22 protein-coding genes are annotated in these 22,613 nt (G+C 73.0%); 4 read left to right on the top strand and 18 right to left on the bottom strand.

Annotation, left to right across the window (positions count from 1 at the left end; translation table 11 throughout):
• The 6 genes from gatC to ACZ6EJ_RS10520 all read right to left on the bottom strand — a co-directional run bounded on the left by gatC (position 1) and on the right by ACZ6EJ_RS10520 (position 7,610).
• The gene (gene gatC, locus ACZ6EJ_RS10545) at positions 1–297 is read right to left on the bottom strand and encodes an Asp-tRNA(Asn)/Glu-tRNA(Gln) amidotransferase subunit GatC (RefSeq protein WP_014048481.1); all 297 of its coding nucleotides are present in this window, start codon (positions 295–297) and stop codon (positions 1–3) included.
• A 153-nt stretch (positions 298–450) separates the two neighbouring features.
• The gene (locus ACZ6EJ_RS10540; RefSeq protein WP_469266079.1) at positions 451–2,652 is read right to left on the bottom strand and encodes a putative bifunctional diguanylate cyclase/phosphodiesterase; all 2,202 of its coding nucleotides are present in this window, start codon (positions 2,650–2,652) and stop codon (positions 451–453) included.
• A gap of 347 nt (positions 2,653–2,999) precedes the next feature.
• The gene (ligA, locus tag ACZ6EJ_RS10535; protein ID WP_469266078.1) at positions 3,000–5,234 is read right to left on the bottom strand and encodes an NAD-dependent DNA ligase LigA; all 2,235 of its coding nucleotides are present in this window, start codon (positions 5,232–5,234) and stop codon (positions 3,000–3,002) included.
• Between the two features lie 32 nt (positions 5,235–5,266).
• Positions 5,267–6,295 (bottom strand): methionine synthase, encoded by a 1,029-nt coding sequence (locus tag ACZ6EJ_RS10530; RefSeq protein WP_469266077.1) that lies wholly within the window; start codon positions 6,293–6,295, stop codon positions 5,267–5,269.
• A gap of 58 nt (positions 6,296–6,353) precedes the next feature.
• Positions 6,354–7,043 carry an SDR family oxidoreductase gene (locus ACZ6EJ_RS10525; RefSeq protein WP_469266076.1) on the bottom strand — a complete coding sequence of 230 codons (690 nt, stop codon included), beginning with the start codon at positions 7,041–7,043 and terminating at the stop codon, positions 6,354–6,356.
• A 27-nt stretch (positions 7,044–7,070) separates the two neighbouring features.
• Positions 7,071–7,610 carry an LOG family protein gene (locus tag ACZ6EJ_RS10520; protein WP_469266074.1) on the bottom strand — a complete coding sequence of 180 codons (540 nt, stop codon included), beginning with the start codon at positions 7,608–7,610 and terminating at the stop codon, positions 7,071–7,073.
• A 366-nt stretch (positions 7,611–7,976) separates the two neighbouring features.
• Here ACZ6EJ_RS10520 and ACZ6EJ_RS10515 point away from each other — a divergent pair, with 366 nt between their 5' ends.
• Complete coding sequence (locus ACZ6EJ_RS10515; protein WP_469266073.1) at positions 7,977–8,324, top strand: DUF427 domain-containing protein; 348 nt, start codon at positions 7,977–7,979, stop codon at positions 8,322–8,324.
• Between the two features lie 213 nt (positions 8,325–8,537).
• The gene (locus ACZ6EJ_RS10510) at positions 8,538–9,338 is read left to right on the top strand and encodes an alpha/beta fold hydrolase (protein ID WP_469266072.1); all 801 of its coding nucleotides are present in this window, start codon (positions 8,538–8,540) and stop codon (positions 9,336–9,338) included.
• A 10-nt stretch (positions 9,339–9,348) separates the two neighbouring features.
• Here ACZ6EJ_RS10510 and mnmA read toward each other — a convergent pair whose 3' ends face one another.
• Positions 9,349–10,482, bottom strand: a complete 1,134-nt coding sequence (gene mnmA / locus ACZ6EJ_RS10505) for a tRNA 2-thiouridine(34) synthase MnmA (protein ID WP_469266070.1) — start codon at positions 10,480–10,482, stop codon at positions 9,349–9,351.
• Between the two features lie 61 nt (positions 10,483–10,543).
• On the opposite strand from mnmA, the gene ACZ6EJ_RS10500 reads away from it, so the two are divergent.
• Positions 10,544–11,278 (top strand): N-acetylmuramoyl-L-alanine amidase, encoded by a 735-nt coding sequence (locus ACZ6EJ_RS10500; RefSeq protein ID WP_469266068.1) that lies wholly within the window; start codon positions 10,544–10,546, stop codon positions 11,276–11,278.
• Between the two features lie 18 nt (positions 11,279–11,296).
• Here the strand turns inward: ACZ6EJ_RS10500 and ACZ6EJ_RS10495 are convergent, their stop codons facing one another.
• The 3 genes from ACZ6EJ_RS10495 to ACZ6EJ_RS10485 all read right to left on the bottom strand — a co-directional run bounded on the left by ACZ6EJ_RS10495 (position 11,297) and on the right by ACZ6EJ_RS10485 (position 13,324).
• Entirely contained in the window at positions 11,297–12,466 is a 1,170-nt protein-coding gene (locus ACZ6EJ_RS10495) for a cysteine desulfurase family protein (protein ID WP_469266066.1), read from the bottom strand.
• Between the two features lie 167 nt (positions 12,467–12,633).
• Positions 12,634–13,053, bottom strand: coding sequence for a hypothetical protein (locus ACZ6EJ_RS10490; protein WP_469266065.1), 420 nt, complete (start codon positions 13,051–13,053; stop codon positions 12,634–12,636).
• 115 nt (positions 13,054–13,168) lie between these two features.
• Complete coding sequence (locus tag ACZ6EJ_RS10485) at positions 13,169–13,324, bottom strand: hypothetical protein (protein WP_469266064.1); 156 nt, start codon at positions 13,322–13,324, stop codon at positions 13,169–13,171.
• Positions 13,325–13,440: 116 nt separating this feature from the next.
• Here ACZ6EJ_RS10485 and ACZ6EJ_RS10480 point away from each other — a divergent pair, with 116 nt between their 5' ends.
• Positions 13,441–14,064, top strand: a complete 624-nt coding sequence (locus ACZ6EJ_RS10480; protein WP_469266063.1) for a TetR family transcriptional regulator — start codon at positions 13,441–13,443, stop codon at positions 14,062–14,064.
• A gap of 143 nt (positions 14,065–14,207) precedes the next feature.
• On the opposite strand, the gene ACZ6EJ_RS10475 is transcribed toward ACZ6EJ_RS10480, so the two are convergent.
• The 8 genes from ACZ6EJ_RS10475 to ACZ6EJ_RS10440 all read right to left on the bottom strand — a co-directional run bounded on the left by ACZ6EJ_RS10475 (position 14,208) and on the right by ACZ6EJ_RS10440 (position 22,610).
• On the bottom strand, positions 14,208–15,077 hold the full coding sequence (locus ACZ6EJ_RS10475) for a thioesterase family protein (RefSeq protein WP_469266062.1): 870 nt from the start codon (positions 15,075–15,077) through the stop codon (positions 14,208–14,210).
• Positions 15,078–15,144: 67 nt separating this feature from the next.
• Positions 15,145–15,816, bottom strand: a complete 672-nt coding sequence (locus ACZ6EJ_RS10470; RefSeq protein WP_469266060.1) for a trimeric intracellular cation channel family protein — start codon at positions 15,814–15,816, stop codon at positions 15,145–15,147.
• A gap of 28 nt (positions 15,817–15,844) precedes the next feature.
• The gene (locus ACZ6EJ_RS10465; protein WP_469266059.1) at positions 15,845–16,918 is read right to left on the bottom strand and encodes an ABC transporter ATP-binding protein; all 1,074 of its coding nucleotides are present in this window, start codon (positions 16,916–16,918) and stop codon (positions 15,845–15,847) included.
• Positions 16,915–17,907 (bottom strand): ABC transporter ATP-binding protein, encoded by a 993-nt coding sequence (locus tag ACZ6EJ_RS10460; RefSeq protein WP_469266058.1) that lies wholly within the window; start codon positions 17,905–17,907, stop codon positions 16,915–16,917. Before ACZ6EJ_RS10460 ends, ACZ6EJ_RS10465 begins: the two co-directional genes overlap by 4 nt.
• Positions 17,908–17,913: 6 nt before the next feature.
• Positions 17,914–18,876: an ABC transporter permease gene (locus tag ACZ6EJ_RS10455; RefSeq protein ID WP_469266057.1), complete on the bottom strand. Its 963-nt coding sequence runs from the start codon at positions 18,874–18,876 to the stop codon at positions 17,914–17,916.
• A gap of 1 nt (position 18,877) precedes the next feature.
• Positions 18,878–19,882, bottom strand: coding sequence for an ABC transporter permease (locus tag ACZ6EJ_RS10450; protein ID WP_469266056.1), 1,005 nt, complete (start codon positions 19,880–19,882; stop codon positions 18,878–18,880).
• Positions 19,883–19,967: 85 nt separating this feature from the next.
• Complete coding sequence (locus tag ACZ6EJ_RS10445) at positions 19,968–21,638, bottom strand: ABC transporter substrate-binding protein (protein WP_469266055.1); 1,671 nt, start codon at positions 21,636–21,638, stop codon at positions 19,968–19,970.
• A 180-nt stretch (positions 21,639–21,818) separates the two neighbouring features.
• A complete protein-coding gene (locus ACZ6EJ_RS10440; protein ID WP_469266053.1) occupies positions 21,819–22,610 on the bottom strand; it encodes an enhanced serine sensitivity protein SseB C-terminal domain-containing protein in 792 nt (263 codons plus the stop codon).
• Positions 22,611–22,613 lie beyond the last annotated feature (3 nt).

Raw genomic sequence — 22,613 nt, 5'->3', positions numbered from 1 at the left:
TTAGTCCTCCCCCAGGATCTGCGGCACCTTGAAACGCTGCTGCTCCTGGGCCGGGGCGCCGGAGAGCGCCTGCGCGGGGGTGAGCGACGGACGGACCTCGTCCGCGCGCATGACGTTGGTCAGCGGCAGCGGGTGGGAGGTCGGCGGTACGTCTTGGTCGGCGACCTCGGAGACGCGGGCGACCGCGCCGATGATGTCGTCGAGCTGGCCGGCGAAGTGCTCGAGCTCTTCGCCCTTCAGCTCCAGACGCGCCAGCCGGGCGAGGTGGGCGACCTCCTCGCGCGTGATGCCAGGCATTCAGCGATCCTCAGGGGTTGGTGTGCGGTTTTCGCCCAATCCTATGGGGTCCTCCGGGACCGGGTGTCCCGACCCGATCGGGCTACCCCCATTCCGGACCGCGCCCGGCCGCGCGGAGCCCTCCGCGGCGGCCCGGCCGCCGGCGGGCGGCGGTCAGCCGCCGGCGGGGCCCGAGACCGCCCGGCCCTGCGCGGGGCTCTCGGCCTCCGCCGGGCCGGTCATGGAGCCGGTCATCGAACCGGTGGCCGACGCGGTGGCCGACGCGGACGCGGCGGCGGCCGCCGCCGCCTGGGCCCGCAGCTCCGCGGGGCGCCGCCAGCCGTGCTCGCCGCGCGCCCGCAGCCAGGCCGTCGTCTCCAGGGGCGGCATCGCGGCCGCCACCAGCCAGCCCTGCACCGCGTCGCACCGCAGGCTCCGCAGCCGCTCCCAGGTCTCGTCGTCCTCGACGCCCTCGGCGACGACGACCAGGCCGAGCGAGTGGGCCAGGTCGATCGTGCACCGGACGATCTCCGCGTCCTCCTGGTCGACGGCCAGCCGGGCCACGAAGGACCGGTCGATCTTCAGCTCGCTGACGGGGAGCCGGCGCAGGTGGACCAGGGAGGAGTAGCCCGTGCCGAAGTCGTCGAGGGACATCCGCACGCCGTGCGCGGTGAGCCCGGCCAGGGTGTCGGCGGCGCGCTGGGGGTCCTCCAGCAGCACGTGCTCGGTGATCTCCAGTTGCAGCGCCGCCGCGGGGACGCCGTGCCGGGCGAGCCGGGCGGCCACGCTGCCGGCGAAGCCGGGGGTGTGCACGTCGCGCGGGGAGACGTTGACCGCGACCGGGACGAACAGGCCCTGCGCCCGCCACCGGGCGACCTGGGCCAGTGCCGTCTCCAGGACGTACTCCGTGAGGTGGGGCATCAGGCCGGAGGACTCCGCGATGGCGATGAACTCGTCCGGGGGGACCCGGCCGCGCTCCGGGTGCACCCAGCGCACCAGCGCCTCCAGCCCCGCCACCTGCCCGTCGAAGCGGACCTTGGGCTGGTAGTGCAGCTCGACGTCGCCCGCGTCCAGGGCCCGGCGCAGGTCCCCCAGGAGCCCCAGCCGGTCGGGGGTGTTGCTGTCGCGCTTGGACTCGTAGACCTCCACGCCCGAGCGGTCCCGCTTGGCCTGGTACATCGCGACGTCCGCGCGGCGCAGCAGGCCCTCGGCGTCCAGGGCGTGGTCGGGGTGGACGGCGACCCCGGCGCTGGCCTCCAGGACGAGGGTCAGCCCGTCGAGGTCGAGCGGGGAGGACAGCGCGGCCACGAGGTGGCGGGCGACCTGCTGGGCGCTGGTGGTCGAGTCGGTGTGCGGCAGCAGTACGGCGAACTCGTCGCCGCCGAGCCGGGCCGCCTCCGCGCCGCGGGGCAGGGCGAGCCGCAGGCGCTCCGCTATCTGGAGCAGCAGGCGGTCGCCGGCCAGGTGGCCCAGGGTGTCGTTGACCGCGCGGAAGCGGTCCAGGTCGATCAGGACCAGCGCCGCCCTGGTGCCCGTGGTCTCCGCGTCCTCCAGCGCCGACCAGGTCCGCTCCAGCAGCCACTGCCGGTTGGGCAGCCCGGTCAGGGGGTCGCGGAGCTGCTCCTCGGCGCGGGCGCGGGCGATCCAGAGCGTGGAGTCCAGGGCGATCAGCGGCACCGCGAAGAGCGGCAGCAGGAGGGGCATGGACATCGCGACGGCGCAGATCAGCGGGGCGAGCCCGAGGAGCGCGACGGCGACGAGGCCCTGCCGCAGCAGCGCCGTACGGGCGATCGTGGGCAGCCCGCCGCTGTGCGGGGCGCGCGCGTACCACAGCAGGACACGGGTGACGAGCAGGTAGGTCGACGCGGTCAGGAGCAGTTCCGGGACGGCGCCGATGCCCCAGTCGAGTGGCCGCCAGGGGTTCTCCACGCTCGGTGCCTCGCCGAAGGCGGCCAGCACGAGGGCGGCCGCCCCGATGCCGAGGACGTCCACCGCGCCGTGCAGCAGCCCCTGCCACCAGCGGTGCCTGCGGGCGGTCCCGACGAGCACGACGACGGCCAGGCTGACCAGCCCGGCGGGCAGCCAGCCGTAGAGCAGCAGCACGGCGAGCGTGAGGGCGGCCCCGGAACCGGTGCCGCCCCACCAGCGGTCGCGGCCGAGCGCGACCAGGTGGCCGACGATGGCCCCGGTGAGCAGAGCGAGGGACCAGCCCACGGTCCCGCCGGGGAAGAGCGCGTGGCCGTCGCGGACGGTGCGGTAGAACCCGGCGGCCAGCAGGAGAGCGGCGATCCCCACGACGCCGACGCCCACGGGGGACGTGAGGCCGACGAAACCCTGCAGCCGCGACACCGGGGCGGCGCTCTCGGTCGGTTTCATTCCGTCCCTCTCACAGCCGGCGGTGCCGATGTCCCTCGGTGGCGCCCGCTCCCATGGCGCCACGGCCCCGTCGAGCGGCCGTGCCCGACAGGCGCATCTCTCCACAGTAGGCCGCGAAAGGCTTCCAGGGGCAGCGCTCGTCGGCTCTCGCCCGAATGCGAACCGACCACCCGTCACCATCTGCTATGCGCCGAACGGGTGATACGGGGAGGCCGTCCGGGGTCCGCGGGACCCTTCCCGCCTCGCTGTCCCCTTTCTTCCCGGTACGCGGCACGCCACGCGCGGGGAGGGTCTCGAAGGCGTCTCGATCCGGTGAACGGCGTCCGCCCCGCGGCCGGGAGGGGCCCCTACTCCGCGGCGGCGTCCGGTCCCGCGGCCGCCGGAGCGGCCTCGGGGACGGGCAGGGCCGCCTCCCCGGCGCGTTCGGGCCCCTCTTCGAGCAGGACCGCGAATCCGTCCTCGTCCAGCACGGGCACCTTGAGCTGCATCGCCTTGTCGAACTTGGAGCCGGGGTTGTCGCCGACGACCACGAACGCGGTCTTCTTCGACACCGACCCGGTGACCTTCGCGCCGAGCGACTGGAGCGCCGCCTTCGCGCCGTCGCGCGTGTGGCGGGCGAGGGTGCCGGTGACGACGACGGTGAGCCCTTCCAGCGGGCGGGGGCCCTCGTCCGCGTCCGACGCCTCGTCGGCCATCCGCACCCCGGCCTCGCGCCACTTGCGCAGGATCTCGCGGTGCCAGTCCTCGGCGAACCACTGCTTGACCGAGGCGGCGATGATCGGCCCCACGCCGTCGGCGGCGGCCAGCTCCTCCTCGCTCGCCTCGTCGAGCCGGTCGATGGAGCGGAACTGACGGGCCAGCTCCTGCGCGGCGACCGGCCCGACGTGCCGGATGGAGAGCCCGGTGAGGATGCGGGCGAGCGGCGCCTCCTTGGCGGCGGCGATCCCCTCCAGCATGGCGAGGGCGTTCTTCTTCGGCTCGCCCTGCTGGTTGGCGAAGACCGTGGCGATCTTCTCCTCGCCGGTCTTCGGGTCCCGCTTGGGCAGCCCGCTGTCCTGGTCCAGGACGTACGCCCGGATCGGCAGCAACTGCTCGACGGAGAGGTCGAACAGGTCGCCCTCGTCGCGCAGGACCGGCTCGGCGGGCTCCAGCGGCCGGGTGAGGGCGGCGGCGGCCACGTAGCCGAAGTGGTCGATGTCCAGGCTCTTGCGCCCGGCCAGGTAGAAGACGCGCTCGCGCAGTTGGGCGGGGCAGGAACGGGCGTTGGGGCAACGGAGGTCGATGTCGGCCTCCTTCATGGGGCGCAGTTCCGTCCCGCACTCGGGGCAGTGGGAGGGCATCTCGAACGCCTTCTCGGTGCCGTCGCGCAGGTCGACGACGGGGCCGAGGATCTCGGGGATCACCTCGCCCGCCTTGCGGATGACCACGGTGTCGCCGATGAGGACGCCCTTGGCCTTGACCACGTTCTGGTTGTGCAGGGTGGCGAACTCGACCTCGGAACCGGCCACCTCGACCGGCTCGACCTGGGCGTAGGGGGTGACGCGCCCGGTGCGGCCGACGCCGACGCGGATGTTGACCAGCTTGGTGTTGACCTCTTCGGGGGCGTACTTCCAGGCGATGGCCCAGCGCGGGGCGCGCGAGGTGGAGCCCAGGCGGCCCTGGAGCGGGATCTCGTCGAGCTTGACGACGACGCCGTCGATCTCGTGCTCCACGGAGTGCCGGTGCTCGCCGTAGTACGCGATGAACTCCCGCACGCCCGCGAGGGAGTCGACGACCTTGTTGTGCTTGGCCGTGGGCAGGCCCCAGGCGTGGAGCAGCTCGTAGGCCTGGGAGAGGCGGTCCAGGGTGAGGCCCTCGAGCGCCCCGATGCCGTGCACCACCATGTGCAGCGGGCGGCCCGCGGTGACCTTGGGGTCCTTCTGGCGCAGCGATCCGGCCGCCGCGTTGCGCGGGTTGGCGAAGGGCTTGTCGTCGGCGGCCACCAGCCGGGCGTTCAGCTCCTCGAAGTCCTCCATCGGGAAGAAGACCTCGCCGCGGATCTCGACCAGGGAGGGGACGTCGTCGCCCGTGAGGCGGTGCGGGATCTCCGCGATCGTACGGACGTTGGGGGTGATGTCCTCGCCGGTGCGGCCGTCGCCGCGGGTCGCCGCCCGTGTCAGCCGGCCGTGCTCGTAGGTGAGGTTGACGGCGAGGCCGTCGACCTTCAGCTCGCACAGGAAGTGGTGGTCCGGGGTGCCGACGTCCTTGGCGACCCGCTCGGCCCAGGCCGCCAGCTCCTCGTCGTCGAAGGCGTTGTCCAGGGAGAGCATCCGCTCGCGGTGCGCCACGGAGGTGAACTCCGTGCGGTAGGGCCCGGCGACCTTCTGGGTCGGGGAGTCCGGCGTGCGCAGCGCCGGGTGCTCGTCCTCCAGGGCCTCCAGCGCACGCATCAGCCGGTCGAACTCGCCGTCGCTGACGACCGGCTGGTCCTTCACGTAGTAGCGGAAGCGGTGCTCCTCGATCTCCTCGGCCAGCAGCGCGTGCCTCTCGCGCGCGTCCGCCGGAACCGAGCTGTCCTGCTCCACCCGCTGTTCGCCGGCCATCGTCCCGTCCTCCCGTTTGCCCGTCGTCCCCGTCACTCAGGGTTGTCTGCGAGCGATCTCGCCGCCCTGGCGCAGTGGGCGAGCGCCGTGCGGGCGTACGCGGGCGATGCCCCCGCGAGGCCGCACGAGGGGGTGATCACGACGGACTCGGCGAGAGTCCCCGGATGCAGCCCCAGCCTGCTCCACAGCGTCCTGACCCCCATGACGCTACCGCCCGGGTCCGACAATGCCTCCGAAGCCGCGTCGGTGGGGGGCACGACGCCCAGGAAGAGCTGGGTGCCGCCTTCGACAGCTTCCCCGATCGCCTCTTCCTCACGCTCGGTGAGCAGGGAGAAGTCGAACGCGATGCCGTCGGCTCCGGCGCGGCGCAGCAGGGCGAACGGCACCTCGGGGGCGCAGGAGTGGACGATCCCGGCGCCGTCCTCGCCCCGTACCGCGAGGACGTCGCGCAGGGCGGCCTCGACCACCTGGCGGTCGACGGCGCGGTAGGTGCGGTAGCCGCTGGCGGAGCGGACCCGGCCCAGCAGTACGGCGGTCAGGGAGGGCTCGTCCAGTTGCAGCACGACGCGCGCTCCGGGCAGCCGGCGGCGCACGTCGGCGAGGTGGGCGCGCAGCCCCTCGGCCAGGGAGCCGGCCAGGTCGCGGCAGGCGCCGGGGTCGGCCAGCATGGCCTCGCCGCCGCGCAGCTCCAGCCCGGCGGCGAGGGTCCAGGGGCCGACGGCCTGGACCTTGACCAGTCCCTCGTAGCCCTGGGCGAACTCCTCCAGGGCGTCCAGGTCCTCCCCCAGCCAGGAGCGCGCGCGGCGGGTGTCGCGGCCGGGCCGGTCGCTGATCCGCCAGCCGCTCGGCTCCAGGTGCCCGTACATCTCGACGAGGACGCCGATGGTCCGGCCGATCATGTCCGCGCCCGGCCCGCGGGCGGGCAGCTCCGCCAGATGCGGCATCCCCCGGCCGTCCGCGAAGGAGCCGGTGACGGTCTTCGCCGCCTCTCGCGCGTCTCCTCCGGGCATCGACCCGATGCCGGTGGCCGGGCACCCGCTGAACTCGCTCTTCTCGCTCACGCGGGAAGCCTACGGTCCCGGCCGGACCCCCGGCGCGTCCGGGTGGCCGGGGCCGGGGTCAGCGGCCGGGGCGGACGGTGAGGTCGTTGACCTCGGCGTCGCGCGGGAGGTCGATCGCCATCAGGAGGGTGGTGGCCACCGACTCGGGGTCGATCCAGCGGTCCGCGTCGTACTCCTTGCCCTCCTGCTGGTGCACCTTGGCCTGCATGGGGCTCGCGGTGCGGCCGGGGTAGACGGAGGTGACGCGGACCCCGTTGCCGTGCTCCTCGTGGCGCAGGGAGTCGGCCAGGGCCTTCAGGCCGTGCTTGCTCGCGGCGTACGCGCCCCAACCGGCGTGCGCGTTGAGTCCCGCGCCGGAGTTCACGAAGACGACGTGGCCGCGGGCGGCGCGCACCTGCGGGAGCAGGAGGCGGGTGACCTCGGCTGGGGCGATCAGGTTGGCGTTGAGCTGGAAGTGCCAGGACTTGGGGGTCAGCTCGCCGACGGCGCCAAGCTCGACGACGCCCGCGATGTGCAGCAGGGTGTCGATCCGCTCGGGCACCGGCTGCTGGCCGAACGCCCAGGACAGCCGGTCGGGGTTGCCGAGGTCGCCGACGAGCGTGCGCGCGCCGGGATAGCGGCCGGCCAGTTCCTTGGCGCGGCCGGCGTCACGGGCGAGCAGGACGAGGTCGTCGCCGCGCTCCAGGAGGCGGCGGGCGACGGCGGCTCCGATGCCGGACCCGGCACCGGTGATGAGGTGGGTGGACATGGCGCGATGATCCCACCACCGGGCCGGTCACCGCAGGCCGGCCCACTCCTCCAGATAGGCGAGCGCGCCGACGCCGTCCTTGGCGAAGAAGACCAGCTCGGTCAGCGGGAGGGGCAGGAAGCCCTCGTCCTCCATGCGCTGGAACTGCTGGTGCAGTCCGTCGTAGAAACCCGCCGTGTTCAGCAGGACGACCGGCTTGGCGTGCTTGCCGTGCTTCTTCAGCTCCAGGATCTCGGTCGCCTCGTCCAGCGTCCCGGTCCCGCCGACCATGATCACGACGGCGTCGGCCTTCTGGAGGAGGAGCGCCTTGCGCTCGGCGAGGTCGCGGGCGATCACCATCTCGTCCGCGTCGGCGCGGGCCTTCGCGGCGAGGAAGTCGACCGACACCCCGACGAGTCGGCCGCCCGCCGCCTGCACGCCGTCGGCGACGACCTTCATCAGACCGCTCTCCGAACCGCCCCAGACCAGCGTGTGGCCGCCTGCGCCGATCAGCTCGGCGAACTCGCGGGCGGGCACGGTGTAGCGGTCGTCGAGGTCGGCGGCGGAGAGGAAGACGCAGATGTTCATGGCTCAACCGTACGACCGGCCTCGGACGCTCCCGCGGCCGGTGGCGCGACGAGAACGCCGCCGGATGGTCGGACGGCCCGCCTGGCTGTCCAGGCCGCACCGAACCGCCGGCTTGCATCCCCGGACCGGACCGGGCCGGGCCGGACCGGACCGGACCGGGCCGGAGGGTCGGGATGGCCGGGCCTCCGGACCGCCGGGCCGTCCCGGCCGGAGCCCCGGACCGGACCGGATGGCCGCATCGTCAGCCCGGTCCTGTGGACCGAATCCCCTGACCGAGACCGAACCGGTCCGCCGTATGACCGCACCACCGGACGACCGGACCGACGGCCGGGGAAGATTACCGGTCCGTACGCCGCTGAGAGGAGCATGACCGCCATGCCAGGACACCGCATCACCGTCGAGCCCAGCACCGAGCACGTCCGTGCGGTGCACGAGGGCCATGTGCTCGCGGAGAGCCGTCGCCCGCTCGTGCTCCGGGAGACGGGCTGTCCGGCCCGCTACTACCTTCCGCCGGAGGACGTCCGCACCGATCTGCTCACCCCGTCGGAGACCCGCACCCACTGCCCGTTCAAGGGGGACGCCTCCTACTGGTCGCTCCCCGGAGCGCCCGACCTGGTCTGGGCCTACCCGGACCCGAAGCCCGAAGTCTCCGCGATCAAGGACCACTTCTGCTTCTACGCCACAGAACCGGTGCCGGAGACGCCGGCCGACTGACCACCGGTGGGGGCGTTGGGCCGGCGGGGCCGACGACCGCGGCGGACCGGGCAGAGCGGGGCCGACCGGGCCGGGGTGAGGCGGGACCGGATCGGCGAGGAGGCGGGGGGCCAGGTCGGGGTCGGGGCCAGGCAAGGCCCAGGGGTCGGGGTCGGGGGAAGTTTCCCTCCCGCGGAGCGATGAGTTTTCCGGCCCGCTGCTGTCTGCCCTCCCATGGACAGGATTCTCTCCGCCGACGGTACGTCGATCTCCTGCCGCCGCCAGGGCGACGGCCCCCCGCTGGTGCTGGTCGGCGGGGCGCTGACCACCGCGGCGACCGATGCGCCGCTGGCCGCCCTGCTGGCTCCGCGCTTCACGGTGACCACCTACGACCGGCGGGGCCGGGGGGCGAGCGGCGACTCCGGGTACGCCTCGGTGGGCCGGGAGCTCGACGACCTGGCCGCCGTCGTCGACGCGGCCGGGCCCGGCGCCTCGGTGTTCGGGATGTCGTCCGGCGGGGCTCTGGTGCTGGAGGCGGCCGCCGCCGGGCTCCCCGCGGACCTGCTCGCCGTCTACGAGCCGCCCTACACGCCGGGCGCGTCCGGCCTGCTGTTCAAGGCCCGCTGCACGGACCGGCTGCACCGGCTGCTGGCGGCCGGGGACCGGGACGGGGCGGTCGAGCTGTTCCTGTCCGCGACGGGCGTCGACGCGGCGACGGTCGCCCGGATGCGCCACGCCGCGCTGTGGGCGGAGTTGAAGGCGCTGGCGCACACGCTGGCGTACGACGACGCGCTGCTGGGGGACGGGGCGATCCCGGTGGAGCGGTTCGCCGCCGTCACCGCCCGGACGCTGGTGCTCTGCGGCGGCTTCAGCAGCGCTCCGGCCCGCGCGGCGACCCGGACCCTGGCCGAGGCGCTGCCGCGCGGCCGGCACCGCACCCTGACGGGCCAGATGCGCGACGTGGCCCCGCAGGTGCTCGCGCCGGTGCTGGCGGGCTTCTTCGCGAAGGACGTGTACGCGCGCCAGGCGTCGTGACCCGGCCCGCTCAGCCCGCCGGCACCCGCTCGCGGCGCACGGTCGTGGCGATGGTGGCCGAGCCGACGACACGCGTGCCGTCGTACAGGACGACCGCCTGCCCGGGGGCCACGCCGCGGACCGGCTCGGCGAAGGTGACGCGCAGCTCGGAGCCGTCGATCAGCTCGGCCGTCACGTCGCACTCGCCGCCGTGGGCGCGCAACTGCGCGGTGTACGCGCCGGGGCCCGTCGGCGGCGTTCCGCACCAGCGGGGCTTGACGGCGGTCAGCGAGGTGACGTCCAGGGCCTCGGCGGGTCCCACGGTGACGGTGTTGTCCACCGGGGAGATGTCGAGCACGTAGCGCGGCTTGCCGTCGGGGGCCGGGTGGCCGATGCGCAGGCCCTTGCGCTGGCCGATGGTGAAGCCGAACGCTCCGTCGTGGGTGCCGAGCTTCGTCCCGGACTCGTCGAGGATGTCGCCCTCGGCCGGGCCGCCGAGGCGGCTCGCCAGGAAGCCCTGGGTGTCGCCGTCGGCGATGAAGCAGATGTCGTGGCTGTCGGGCTTCTTGGCGACGGCCAGGCCCCGGCGCTCGGCCTCGGCGCGGATCTCGTCCTTGGTGGTGAGGGTGTCGCCGAGCGGGAACATGGCGTGCGCCAACTGCTTCTCGTCCAGGACGCCGAGCACGTAGCTCTGGTCCTTGGCCATGTCGGAGGCGCGGTGCAGCTCGCGGGCGCCGTCCGGGCCGACCACGACCGTGGCGTAGTGGCCCGTGCACACGGCGTCGAAGCCGAGGGCGAGGGCCTTGTCGAGGAGCGCGGCGAACTTGATCTTCTCGTTGCAGCGCAGGCAGGGGTTGGGCGTGCGCCCGGCCTCGTACTCCGCGACGAAGTCCTCGACGACGTCCTCGCGGAAGCGTTCGGCCAGGTCCCAGACGTAGAACGGGATGCCGATGACGTCGGCCGCGCGGCGGGCGTCGCGGGAGTCCTCGATGGTGCAGCAGCCGCGCGCCCCGGTCCTGAAGGACTGGGGGTTGGCGGAGAGGGCGAGGTGGACACCGGTCACGTCGTGGCCCGCCTCGGCGGCGCGGGCGGCGGCGACGGCGGAGTCCACGCCGCCCGACATCGCGGCGAGGACACGCAGGGGGCGCTGGGAAGTCTCAGTCATAGCTCCTCCAGAGTACGGGTCGCCGGGAACCGAACGCTCGCGGATACGCGTTGACGTCCATATGGGGAACAACGGGAGCACCGGGGCCGCGCGGAAGCCTTCGCGGAAGAAGCCCGCGGACGGCGTGAGCAGGCGCGCGCTGCTGATCGGCGGCGGGGCCGCGGCGGCGGGCGTGGTCGCCGTGCTCGCCCGGGACGACGTGCGGCGGGGCTGGTGGCGGGTGCCCGGCGTGGACAAGCCCCGCAAGCCCGGTGAGCTGGACTACGCGGGCGCGACCTGGGTGGCGGCCTCCGAGGCGAACTGGCGGCGTGCGGACCGCCCGGCCGACTTCGGGATCGACCGCGTGATCATCCATGTCACCCAGGGCAGCTTCGCGAGCGCGGTGCGGGTGTTCCAGAACCCCGCGCACCGGGCCGCGACGCACTACATCGTGGGCCAGGACGGGCGGGTGGTGCAGATGATCCGCGAGTTGGACGTGGCCTACCAGGCGGGCGACCGCTCGTACAACGAGCGCAGCGTCGGCATCGAGCACGAGGGCTTCGTCGACCGGCCCCAGGACCTCACGAAGGCGATGTACGAGGCATCGGCCCGGCTCACGGCGTCGATATGCGCGCGGTACGGCATACCCGTCGACCGGGAGCACGTCATCGGGCACGTGGAGGTGCCGGGCACCGACCACACCGACCCCGGACCGCACTGGGACTGGGACCGCTACATGGAGCTGGTGCGGCGCGCCGCGACGGCCCCGGCGACGCCCTCGCCGACGACGGGGGCCCGCACCCCGGCCGCCGGCTGAGCCGCGGGGCGGGGCGGGTCAGCTCAGCCCGGCCGTCCTCGCGCGCTCCACCGCCGGGCCGATCGCCCGCGCGAGCGCCTGGACGTCCTGCTCGGTCGAGGTGTGGCCGAGCGAGAAGCGCAGGGTGCCGCGGGCCAGGTCGGGGTCGGTGCCGGTGGCGAGCAGCACGTGGCTGGGCTGGGCGATCCCGGCGGTGCAGGCGGAGCCGGTCGAGCACTCGATGCCCTGGGCGTCGAGCAGCAGCAGGAGGGAGTCGCCCTCGCAGCCGGGGAAGCTGAAGTGGGCGTTGGCCGGGAGCCGTCCGGCCGGGTCCGGGTCGCCGCCCAGCACGGCGTCCGGCACGGCGCTGCGCACGGCGGCCACCAGGTCGTCGCGGAGTCCTCCGACGCGCCGGGCGAAGTGCTCGCGCCGCTCGGCGGCCAGCCGCCCGGCGACCGCGAAGGAGGCGACGGCGGGCACGTCCAGGGTCCCGGAGCGCACGTGCCGCTCCTGGCCGCCGCCGTGGAGCACGGGTACGGGGGTGTGGTCGCGGCCCAGCAACAGCGCGCCGATGCCGAAGGGGCCGCCGATCTTGTGTCCGCTGACGGTCATCGCGGCCAGCCCCGAGCGCGCGAAGTCGACCTCCAACTGGCCGAAGGCCTGGACCGCGTCGGCGTGCATGGGGATGCCGAACTCGGCTGCCACCTCCGCCAGTTCGCGTACCGGCATGATGGTGCCGATCTCGTTGTTGGCCCACATGACGGTGATCATCGCGATGTCGTCGGGGTTGCGGAGGACGGCCGCGCGCAGGTCCTCGGGGTGCACCCGGCCGTAGCGGTCGACGGGGAGGTGCTCGACCGTCGCGCCCTCGTGCTCGGCCAGCCAGTCGACGGCGTCCAGGACGGCGTGGTGCTCGACGGGGCCGGTGAGGACGCGGGTGCGCCGGGGGTCGGCGTCGCGGCGGGACCAGTAGAGGCCCTTGACGGCGAGGTTGTCGGCCTCCGTGCCGCCGGAGGTGAGGACCACCTCGCTGGGGCGGGCGCCGAGGGCGTCGGCGAGGGCTTCGCGGGACTCCTCGACGGTACGGCGGGCCCGGCGCCCGGCGGCGTGCAGCGAGGACGCGTTGCCGGTGACGGAGAGGTGGGCGCTCATCGCCTCGATCGCTTCGGGAAGCATCGGCGTGGTCGCGGCGTGGTCGAGGTAGGCCATGGTGGGGCCGATTCTACGAGCCCGCCGCGCGGCGCACGCCGGTCGCGCCCCGCCCGGCCGCCCGCGCGGGCTCGTGCGGCGCCCGCCGCCGGGTCCCCGCGCCTTCCCGGCGGCCGCGGACGGCGGCCCGGCGGAGGCGGGCGGAGGCGCGGCGCGCGGGGGCCGCGTCAGCCACCGAGGTTCCAGGCGACCGTGCCGTTGACGGCGAGCAGGACCGCCAGGACCGCGAGGTCGGCGACGCCCAGGGCGAGGCCGAGGCAGGCGCGCCCCCGGCGGCGGGTGCGGCGGGCCAGGGCCAGGAGCGCCATCACGATCGCGACGGGCCCGAGCAGGATGTTGAAGACCAGCAGGCCGACGAGGCCGAGCACGAACGAGGCGACGGCCAGCCCGTCCGCCTCCCGGCCGGGCGCACGGGCGCCCGGCGCGGACCGACCCGCCGCCGCCTCCGCGCTCGCGTTCGCGGCGGAAGGGGCGGCGGGTGCCCGTGAGGCGCGAGCGGTCGGGCGCGCGGGGGTCGGGGCCGCGGTCTCCGCACGGCTCTCGGGCTCGGTGGCGTGGGCGACGCGGCGGGCGAAGTCGGTGATCATGGTGCGGACTCCTTCGGGTCGGATCGACTCGGTCCGGGTTCCGGGAAGCTCGGCGTGGGCGGGGTGCGCGGGTCGGCGCACCGGCCCGTACGCGCGTCCCGGCACGGGCGGCCGGTCAGCGCGGGCGGCGCGGGGTGCGCTCGCGCACGGCGAAGACCAGCAGCCAGCAGCCGATCACGGCCGCGGCGGCCAGGGAGAGCGGGACCGGGATCTGGGCGACCGCCCCGAGGACGATCCCCAGCAGCAGAAGCGCGGCGACGAGGACGAGCACGACGGAGCCTCTCTGTGCGACGACGAAGGCCGTTCGGAGTACGCGTGTTCACTGACTGCCAAGTCTAAACATCGCACGCCTTCCCCGACTTGGCACGCGGCTGTTTACTGACGGGCATGAGCCACCCCGCCGGAATCCGCCAGTTTCGGAAACTCAGAACGCGTCAGGCCCTCATGGACGCGGCCCTCCTCCTGCTGGAGCACCAGAGCCTGAGCAGCCTGGGGCTCCGCGAGGTCACCCGAGCGGCCGGGGTCGCGCCGACCGCCTTCTACCGCCACTTCGAGGACACCGCCGCGCTCGGCGTCGCACTGGTGGAGGAGGCGCTGGGCAGCCTGCACGGGCTGGTGGGCGCGGTGCTCGCGGAGACGGGCGACAGCGAGGAGCGGGTGGAGCGCGGTGTGGCGGCGGTGGCCCGCCACGTCGGGGAGCAGCCCGCCCACTTCCGGTTCATCGCCCGCGAGCGGCACGGCGGGGTGGGTCCGGTGCGCGAGGCCATCGCCGTACGGTTGCTCGGCCTCGCGCACGAGGCGGCCCGCGCGCTGGGGCAGGAGCCGGAGTCGGCGGGGTGGAGCGAGGAGGACCTGCTGATGCTGGGCGGCCTCTACGTGGACCAGATGATGATCACCGCCTCGGCCCTGCTGGAGGCCGGACCGGCGCGCGAGGGGGACGTCGTCCGGGTGGCCCGGCGACGCCTGCGGCTCATCTCCCTGGGCCGCGCCCACTGGCCGGACGGGGCGTGACCGCACGACGCGCCCCTCGTGCGGCCGGAGGGCGTCGCGGCCCCGGACCCGCGGATCGCCCCTGTTCGCGTACGAACGACGGCGCCCGACCTGCCCGCGAAGGGCTCACAGCGGTCGGGCGCACACGGCGGGCAGGCGCGCGGTCACCGGCCGCGCGGGGCCTTGGCGAGTTGGCGGGACTGGGCGACGAGGCGGTCCGCGCTGTCCCAGACCTCCGCGTCCTCCTCCAGGAAGCCGCCCGCCAGGTTGCGGGTGGTGATGGAGACGCGCAGCGGGCCCGGAGCCGGGCGGCAGCGGACGTGGGCGGTCAGCTCGACGGTGGGGGTCCAGCCGCTCAGGCCCAGCTCGAACGAGGTCGGCGGCAGGGCGTCCACGGTGAGCAGCAGCGAGAGCGGGTCGGGGTCGCGGCCGTCGGCCAGGCCGAACCAGCCGCGCATCTCGCCCTTGCCGGACGGGGCGCCGACCGCCCAGCCGACGGTGGCCGGGTCGAGCTTGATGTCCAGGCGCTCGGTGATGGCGGAGCTGCCGGGGATCGGGGCCGGGCCGTCGTCCGGGCCGAGGCAGTGGTCCCGGTCGGGCATGGCGGGCGGCAGCGCCGTCGTGCGGACGTCGTCGGGGAGCGCGTCGAGGTCGCCGTAGGTCGCCAGGACCCGGATGCGCTCGATCTCGCTGCCGTCCTCGGCGTACTGGAAGAGGGAGGCCTGACCGGTGGAGAGGGTGCGTCCGGTGCGGACGACCTCGGTGCGCACCACGGCGGGGCCGGGCACGGAGGCGGTGAGGTAGTGCGCGGAGACGGAGAACGGATCGGGGTGCGGCAGGGCCTGGCCCAGCGCGCGGCCGAGCAGGGCCAGGAGGTAGCCGCCGTTGACGGCGTGGATGATCGTCCAGCCCGCCGAGAGTTCGGCGTCGTAGACGCCCTCCTCGCGCAGGGTGACCGCGGTGTCGCGGTCGAACTCGCTGTCGCCGATGGTTGCCCGTGCGGCCTGCGCCGCCTCTGTCGCTGACTGTGCCATGCCATGCACCGTACACGGAACGCATTACTGAGCGGTAGCTTTTCTGGCGGGCGATCGACCCGCGGGCTCAGGCGGCCGCCGAGCCCTTCTCGGCGCGGGCGGAGGAGCGGTTGTAGGCGCGCGGCGCACGCCAGTGGAAGCGGAGCGCCAGCAGGCGCAGGACGAACGCGGCGATCACCGCCATGGCGCTGGTCAGGGCGTTGAGGGTGTCGAAGCGGATGCACAGCACGACCATGGTCGCGCCGACGATCGCGGGCACCGCGTACAGGTCGCGGTCCCAGCGCAGCAGTGAGGGCACCTCGTTGGCCAGCACGTCGCGCAGCACGCCCCCGCCGACCGCGGTGGCCAGGCCCATGGCCGCCGACGCCGTCAGCCCGAGGCCGTACTCGTACGCCTTCACCGTGCCCGCCACGCAGAACAGGCCGAGCCCCGCCGCGTCGAAGACGTTGACGCCGGCCTGGATGCGCTCGACGTGCGGGTGGAGGAAGAAGACCAGGCCGGCGGCGAACAGCGGGGTGATGAAGTAGCCGAGGTCGGTGAAGGCCGCGGGCGGGATCGCGCCGATCATCACGTCCCGGAACAGCCCCCCGCCCAACGCCGTCACCTCGGCGAGGACCGCGATGCCGAAGACATCGAAGTTCTTGCGCACGGCGAGCAGGGCGCCCGAGATCGCGAAGACGAAGATGCCGACGAGATCGAGCGCGTGTTGGACGGAGGGCGTGAACAGTTCGGTGAGCACCGGACAATTGTGCCGCCCCGGAGGGGGCCTAGGAGGCGTCCGCCGCCTCGGAGGCCACCGCCTCGGTCTCGGTCACGGCCTCGATGCCCGTGGCCAGGGTCCGCTCGACCGTCCCCGCCTCGATCTCGGCCGTGAAGTGGCAGGCCACCTTGTGCCCGTCCCCCGTGTCGAGCAGCGGCGGGCGCTCCGTGGCGCACTTGGTCTCCTGCACCCACGGGCACCGGGTGTGGAACCGGCAGCCGGCCGGCGGGTTCGCCGGGGAGGGCAGGTCGCCGTGGAGCAGGATGCGCTCCCGCCGGTCCTCGACCTCGGGGTCCGGCACGGGCACGGCGGACATCAGCGCCTTGGTGTACGGGTGCCGGGGCTTCGCGTACAGCGCGTCGCTCGGGGCCTCCTCGACCAGCCCGCCGAGGTACATCACCCCGATGACGTCCGAGATGTGCCGCACCACGGCGAGGTCGTGCGCGATGACCAGGTAGGTCAGGCCCAGCGACTCCTGGAGCTCCTCCAGCAGGTTGATCACCTGCGCCTGGACCGAGACGTCCAGCGCGGACACCGGCTCGTCGCAGATGATCACGTCCGGCTCCAGGACCAGGGCGCGGGCGATGCCGATGCGCTGGCGCTGGCCGCCGGAGAACTCGTGCGGGTAGCGGGACATCGCGTTGGACGGCAGGCCGACCTTGGCGAGGATGTCCTTGATCTTCTCCCGGCGCTCGGCCTGGTCCTTCCCGATGCCGTGGGCGGCCATGCCCTCGCTCAGGATCGACTCGATGTTCTGCCGGGGGTTGAGGCTGCCCAGCGGGTCCTGGAAGACCATCTGGAGGCGGCGGCGGAAGGCCCGCATCTCCTCGGAGGGCAGCTTGGCCAGGTCGGTGCCGTCGAAGACGACCCCGCCCTCGGTGATGTCGTTCAGCCGCAGCACCGCGCGGCCCAGCGTCGTCTTGCCGCAGCCCGACTCGCCCACCAGACCGTACGTCTGGCCGGCCTCCACGCTGAGCGAGACGCCGTCGACCGCGTAGACGTGGCCCACGGTGCGGTCGAAGAAGAGGCCCTTCTTGACCGGGAAGTGGACTTTGACGCCGTCCAGTTCGAGCAGGCTCATGCCGGGACCTCCGCCTTGGGCAGGACCGGGTTGACGCAGCGCACCTGGTGGCCGGCGGTGCGTGGTTCGGTCAGTTCGGGGGTGCCGGTCAGGCACTCCATCGTGTAGTGGTCGCACCGGGGCGCGAACGCGCAGCCGTCGGCCCAGGCGATCTTGTCGTTGATGGACCCGCGGATCGGGTGCAGCGGCTCGCCGCGCGGCGCGTCCAGCCGCGGGATGGAGCCGAGGAGCCCGTGCGCGTACGGGTGGGTGGGGTGGGCGAACAGCTCGCGGCGGCCCGCCGACTCCACCGCCCGGCCCGCGTAGAGCACGTTGACCTCGTCGCAGAGGCCGGCCACCACGCCGAGGTCGTGCGTGATCATCAGCAGGGCGGTGCCCTCCTGGTCGACCAGTTCCTTCAGCAACTCAAGGATCTGCGCCTGGATCGTCACGTCCAGCGCGGTCGTGGGCTCGTCGGCGATCAGCAGCCGGGGCGCGCAGGCGACCGCCATGGCGATCAGCGCGCGCTGGCGCATACCGCCGGAGAGCTGGTGCGGGTACTCCTTCAACCGCCGCGCCGGGTCGGGGATGCCGACCCGGTCGAGCAGCGAGACGGCTTCCTTGCGGGCCTTCTCGCCCTTCAGCCCGCGGTGGCGCCGGAGGATCTCGGTGACCTGGACGCCCACGGGCACGACCGGGTTCAGCGAGGAGAGCGGGTCCTGGAAGATCATGGCGAGCTGGCTGCCGCGCAGGTCGCGCAGTTTCCGCTCGTTCATCGTCAGCAGGTTCTGGCCGTCGAACTCGGCGCGCCCGCCGATCCGCACGCCCTTGCGGGGCAGCAGCCCCATCAGGGCGAGCGAGGTGACGGACTTGCCGCAGCCCGACTCGCCGACCAGGCCCACGACCTGGCCCTGGTCGACCTGGAAGGAGACGCCGTCCACGGCCGTGGCGTCCTTGCGGCCGCGGGCGGTGAAGGTGACGCTCAGTTCCTCAACGGAGAGCAGTGACATGGGACTTCAGCCTCGCAACTTCGGGTCGAGGGCTTCGCGCATGGCCTCGCCGAGCAGGGTGAAGCCGAGAGCGGTGATGATGATGCCGATGGCCGGGTAGGCCGCCATCATCGGGTCGTTGTCGAAGAAGCGCTGCGCCTGGGCGAGCATCACGCCCCACTCGGGAACGGCCGGGTCCGGGTTGCCGAGCCCCAGGTAGGACAGGGCCGCGGCCTCGATGATCGCGGTGGCCAGGCTCAGGGTGGCCTGGACGATCACGGGGCTCAGCGAGTTCGGCAGGATCTGCGTGAGCACGATCCGCTTGCGCCGGATGCCGACCGCCTTGGCGGCGAGCACGTAGTCGGCGCTGCCCTGGACGAGCATCGAACCGCGCAGCAGGCGGGCGAAGACGGGGATCTGGACGACGCCCACGGCGATCATGACGGTGGTCAGCGACTGGCCGAGCACCGCGGCGATGGAGACGGCCAGCAGGAGCGACGGCAGCGACAGCATGATGTCGGTGAAGCGCATGATCACGGTGTCGACGCGCTGCCCGGCCTTGCCGCCGAGGGTGGCGGCGGCGCCGGAGAGGACGCCGATGAGGGCGCCGACGATGAGGCCGATGAGCATGGAGACCACGCCGACGAGGAGCGTCTGCCGCGCCCCGACGAGCCAGCGGGAGAACATGTCGCGGCCCAGGTGGTCCAGGCCGAACCAGTTCTCGCCGCGCATTCCGACGAACTTGCCCTGGTTGGGGAAGACCTCGCTGCGCCAGTCCTGCGCGGTGGGCGCGTGCGGCGCGACCCACGGGCCGACGATGGCGACGAGGACGAACACGCCGATGACGAACGCGCCGATGATCGCCATCTTGCTGGACCGCATCCGGCGGAACGCCTCGCGCCAGAGGCTGGTGCCGGCGACCGTCTCGGAGCTCTGGGTCAGCTCCGCGAGGCGGTCGACCTTGTCTGCTTTGTTGGTCAGGATCGTCACGTCAGTGCACCCGCACTCTGGGGTCGATGATGCTGTACGCGAGGTCGACCAGGAGGTTGATGAGCACGTACACCATCGCGATGAAGAGGATGAACCCGACGAGGACCGGGTAGTCGCGGCCGTCGATCGCGGTGCGGATGAACGAGCCGATGCCGCCGAAGTCGAAGACGGACTCGGTGAGCACCGCTCCGGACAGCAGGCTCCCGGTCAGCAGGCCGACCGCGGTGATCACCGGCAGCAGCGCGTTGCGCAGCACGTGGCGGCCGCGCACGGTCCGCTTGTCCAGCCCCTTGGACTCGGCGGTGCGGACGTAGTCCTCGCCGAGCACCTCCAGGACGCTGGCGCGGGTCATCCGGACGATGACGGCGAGCGGGATGGAGGCCAGCGCGACGGCGGGGAGGATCAGGTGCATGATCGCGTTCCAGCTCGCGTCGAACTCGCCGGTCAGCAGGCCGTCCAGGACGGCGAACCCGGTGACGTCGGTGGCGTTGATGCCGGAGTCGAGCCGCCCCTGGCTCGGGAACCACTGCAACTGCACGGAGAAGATCCCGCGCAGCAGCACGGCCAGGAAGAAGACCGGGATGCAGATGCCGAGCAGCGAACCGGAGACGGAGGCGACGTCCAGCCAGCCGCCGCGGTGCTTGGCGGCGAGGTATCCCATCGGGACCCCCACGACGACGGCGATCAGGATCGCCGCGAGACTCAGCTCCACGGTGGCGGGGAAGGCGCGGGTGAATTCGTCCCAGACCGGCTGCCCGGTCTGGGTGGAGGTTCCGAGGTCGAGCTCGAAGATGCGCTTGAGGAAGCGCCAGTACTGGACGTGGACCGGCTCGTCGAGCCCGAGCGACCGGTTGATTCTCGCTACTTCGGCTTCGGTGGCCCGCTCGCCCAGGATCGCTGTGGCGGGTCCGCCGGGCAGCCGGTTCAGCCAGAGGAACAGCAGAACCGACAGGCCGAGCAGGGTGGGAATGAGCTGGATAAGTCTTCTGACGACAAGTCGCAGCACCCCGCATCCCCTTTCTCACGTGCGTCGATGCGGGTCCGCCCGGCCACCTCGTGCTGGGTGGCCGGGCGGACCTGCTGATGTGCGATTACTTGAAGGAGACCTCGGCGAAGTTCTCCTGCGTCAGCGGGGAGACCTTCGGCGGGTTGACGTTCTTGGCGAACGCGATGGCCGGCGGCGAGGACGAGACCGGCACGCCGGGGAGGTACTCCATGATCGTCTCGTTGGCCTTCTGGTAGGCCGCAGTGCGGCCGGCGGCGTCGGTGACCTTGGAGGCGGCGTTCACCGCGTCGAAGACCTTCTGCTCCTTGAAGCCCCACTGCTTGGCGGGCCCGGCGAACCAGGTGCCGATGAAGTTGTAGCCGTCGTTGAAGTCACCGGTCCAGCCGAGCATGTGCAGGGCGCAGGAGCCCGCCTCGGTGGCGTCCAGGTAGTCCGGGGCCCACTTCATGGCCTTCGGGGTGACGGTGATGCCGGCCTTCTCCAGGTCGGCCTTCATCAGCTCGAACATGTCCTGCGGGGCGGGCATGTACGGGCGGGTGACCTCGGTCGGGTAGCAGAACTCGAGCTTCAGCTTCTCCTCGCCGGCCTGCTTGAGGAGGTTCTTCGCCTTGGCGGTGTCGAACGGGTACGTCTTCACCTTGTCCGAGAAGCCGGCGACCGTGTCGGGCATGAACTGGGTCGCGACCTTGCCGCCCTCGGGGAGCTGGGTGTTGACCAGGTTCTCGCGGTCGATGGCGTGCGTGATGGCCTGGCGCACCTCGGGCTTCTTCAGCGCCGGGTTCGCCGTCTGGCTCATGCCGAGGTAGAGGAGGTTGAAGACGTCGCGGGTCGGGACCTTGTAGCCCTGCTTCTCCAGCGTCGTGACGTCGGCCGGGGCCACCAGGTCGTAGCCGTCGATGTCACCGGCCTGGAGCGCCTGGCGGCGGGTCTCCTCGGTGGAGATGGTGCGGAAGACCAGGTTCTTCACCTTGGCCTTGTCGCCCCAGTAGTCGTCGAAGCGCTCCAGGGAGACTTCCTTGTTGCCCTTGTTCCACTTCACGATCCTGTACGGGCCGGTGCCGGCGACCGTGCCGGCCTCCTGGCTGTACTTGGGGTACGTGATCGCGTCGCCCTTGGCGGAGGCGTCCTGCTTCGCGTACTCCTTGATGGCCTTCGGCGAGTGGATCGCCAGCGCCTGGAGGGAGAAGCCGCCGGGCAGGTTCGCCGAGGGCTCGTTCACCTCGATGACGGCCGTGTTCTCGTCCTTGGCGGTGCAGGACTTGTAGTTGGGCTTGGGCGCCTCGGCGTCCTCGTTCTTCGCGAACCCGCCCATGATGGTCTGCCAGTAGTAGGAGACCGCGCTGGACTGGTACGTGCCCTTCCAGTTGAACCAGTGGTCGTAGTTCGCGCACACCGCGGCGGCGTTGAACGCCTCGCCGTCGTGGAACTTCACGCCCTGGCGCAGGTTGAACGTCCAGACCTTGCCGGCCGGGTCGCTGGACCACTTCTCGGCGAGGCCGCCGACCAGCTTGCTGCCGCCGGACTCGTGCTCCAGGAGGGCTTCGAACGCCTGGCGGGTGACGCGGAACGTCTCGCCGTCGCTCGCGAGGGCCGGGTCGAGCGAACCGGGGTCACCGGCGCCCGCGAAGACGAAGGTGTCCTTGTCGCCCCCCTTGGAGCCGCCCGCGTCCCGCTCGCTGGAACAGCCCGTGGCGATCAGGCCGACAGCGACCGCTGTCGTGATCGCCCGGACGGTCCGGGACTTGTGTATGCGCATGGGTCCATCCCTGGTTCGCCATCTAACGAGGTTTGATGGCCGCACACTACAGACGGGGTGCACCGCAAGAGAACAGTCCGGATAGCGGTGAGACCTAGTCGAGACCCGGACGGTCAACAAACCGGCTGGTTACGGGACATCCCTACGCGGGAGCCCAACAAGGCGGACATCGCCCGCAGTTCAGTGACGCTGCGGTGGATATCCGTAACCGGGAGCGGAGATGGGGGGCGGCGGGCCCATCGGGGCGTGCGCCTCGCGGTCGTAGAACGGGCGGGCGTTGGCGCGCAGCCACAGCGCGACCGGGTCGTACTCGTCGGACATGGCGACGGTGGAGACGGGCAGCCCCTCGGGGACCGCGCCGACCGACTCCCGCATCATCGCGCGCACCGTCTCGACGGCGGCGCGGCCGGTGTCGTAGAGGTCGAGGCCGATGGCCAGATACGGGACGCCGACCGCGGGGTGGACCCAGGCGCGCCGCAGGGAGCGGACGGCGGGGGTGCGGTGGGCGTTCTGGGTGAGCAGGGCGTAGAACTGCGGGAGCTCGATGGCGGGCTCGGAGAGCCGGAGCGGGCCGGCGGGCAGCCGGTCGAGGCCGGTGGCGATGCGGCGCAGGTCGAGCCAGGGGATGCCGACGCCGCCGCCGGGGGCGTGCGGGTTGAGCCAGATGCCCCAGCGGTCGGGGAAGAGGGTGCGGGCGATCTCCCGCCCGGTGACCAGCTCGTGGGCCCGGTTCCAGCCGCTGGCGGACAGCTCCTGGGCGGAGGTGACGCACGGGGCGTAGCCCAGGCCGTCGATCTCCATGTTCCCGTACTGGGCGTCCGGCGAGCCGGCGGAGCCGTGCCAGAGCAGCATCCAGACATGGCTGTCGGCGAGCGCGGCGAGCAGCGCCTCGTAGGCGTCGTAACGCCCGGGGGTCACCTGGCGCAGCATGTGCTCGACCTGCCCGGCCGCCGCGGTGCCTGACGCACTCACCCT

It is taken from the genome of Streptomyces sp. NPDC041970 (assembly GCF_055588985.1).
This window is presented reverse-complemented; position numbering and strand designations above follow the sequence as displayed.

Bases quoted from the DNA above. Each gene is read 5' to 3' on its own strand.
- gatC (WP_014048481.1), bottom strand. From the start codon at position 297: ATGCCTGGCATCACGCGCGAGGAGGTCGCCCACCTCGCCCGGCTGGCG.
- ACZ6EJ_RS10540 (WP_469266079.1), bottom strand. From the start codon at position 2,652: ATGAAACCGACCGAGAGCGCCGCCCCGGTGTCGCGGCTGCAGGGTTTC.
- ligA (WP_469266078.1), bottom strand. From the start codon at position 5,234: ATGGCCGGCGAACAGCGGGTGGAGCAGGACAGCTCGGTTCCGGCGGAC.
- ACZ6EJ_RS10525 (WP_469266076.1), bottom strand. From the start codon at position 7,043: ATGTCCACCCACCTCATCACCGGTGCCGGGTCCGGCATCGGAGCCGCC.
- ACZ6EJ_RS10520 (WP_469266074.1), bottom strand. From the start codon at position 7,610: ATGAACATCTGCGTCTTCCTCTCCGCCGCCGACCTCGACGACCGCTAC.
- ACZ6EJ_RS10515 (WP_469266073.1), top strand. From the start codon at position 7,977: ATGACCGCCATGCCAGGACACCGCATCACCGTCGAGCCCAGCACCGAG.
- ACZ6EJ_RS10510 (WP_469266072.1), top strand. From the start codon at position 8,538: ATGGACAGGATTCTCTCCGCCGACGGTACGTCGATCTCCTGCCGCCGC.
- mnmA (WP_469266070.1), bottom strand. From the start codon at position 10,482: ATGACTGAGACTTCCCAGCGCCCCCTGCGTGTCCTCGCCGCGATGTCG.
- ACZ6EJ_RS10500 (WP_469266068.1), top strand. From the start codon at position 10,544: ATGGGGAACAACGGGAGCACCGGGGCCGCGCGGAAGCCTTCGCGGAAG.
- ACZ6EJ_RS10495 (WP_469266066.1), bottom strand. From the start codon at position 12,466: ATGGCCTACCTCGACCACGCCGCGACCACGCCGATGCTTCCCGAAGCG.
- ACZ6EJ_RS10490 (WP_469266065.1), bottom strand. From the start codon at position 13,053: ATGATCACCGACTTCGCCCGCCGCGTCGCCCACGCCACCGAGCCCGAG.
- ACZ6EJ_RS10480 (WP_469266063.1), top strand. From the start codon at position 13,441: ATGAGCCACCCCGCCGGAATCCGCCAGTTTCGGAAACTCAGAACGCGT.
- ACZ6EJ_RS10475 (WP_469266062.1), bottom strand. From the start codon at position 15,077: ATGGCACAGTCAGCGACAGAGGCGGCGCAGGCCGCACGGGCAACCATC.
- ACZ6EJ_RS10465 (WP_469266059.1), bottom strand. From the start codon at position 16,918: ATGAGCCTGCTCGAACTGGACGGCGTCAAAGTCCACTTCCCGGTCAAG.
- ACZ6EJ_RS10460 (WP_469266058.1), bottom strand. From the start codon at position 17,907: ATGTCACTGCTCTCCGTTGAGGAACTGAGCGTCACCTTCACCGCCCGC.
- ACZ6EJ_RS10445 (WP_469266055.1), bottom strand. From the start codon at position 21,638: ATGCGCATACACAAGTCCCGGACCGTCCGGGCGATCACGACAGCGGTC.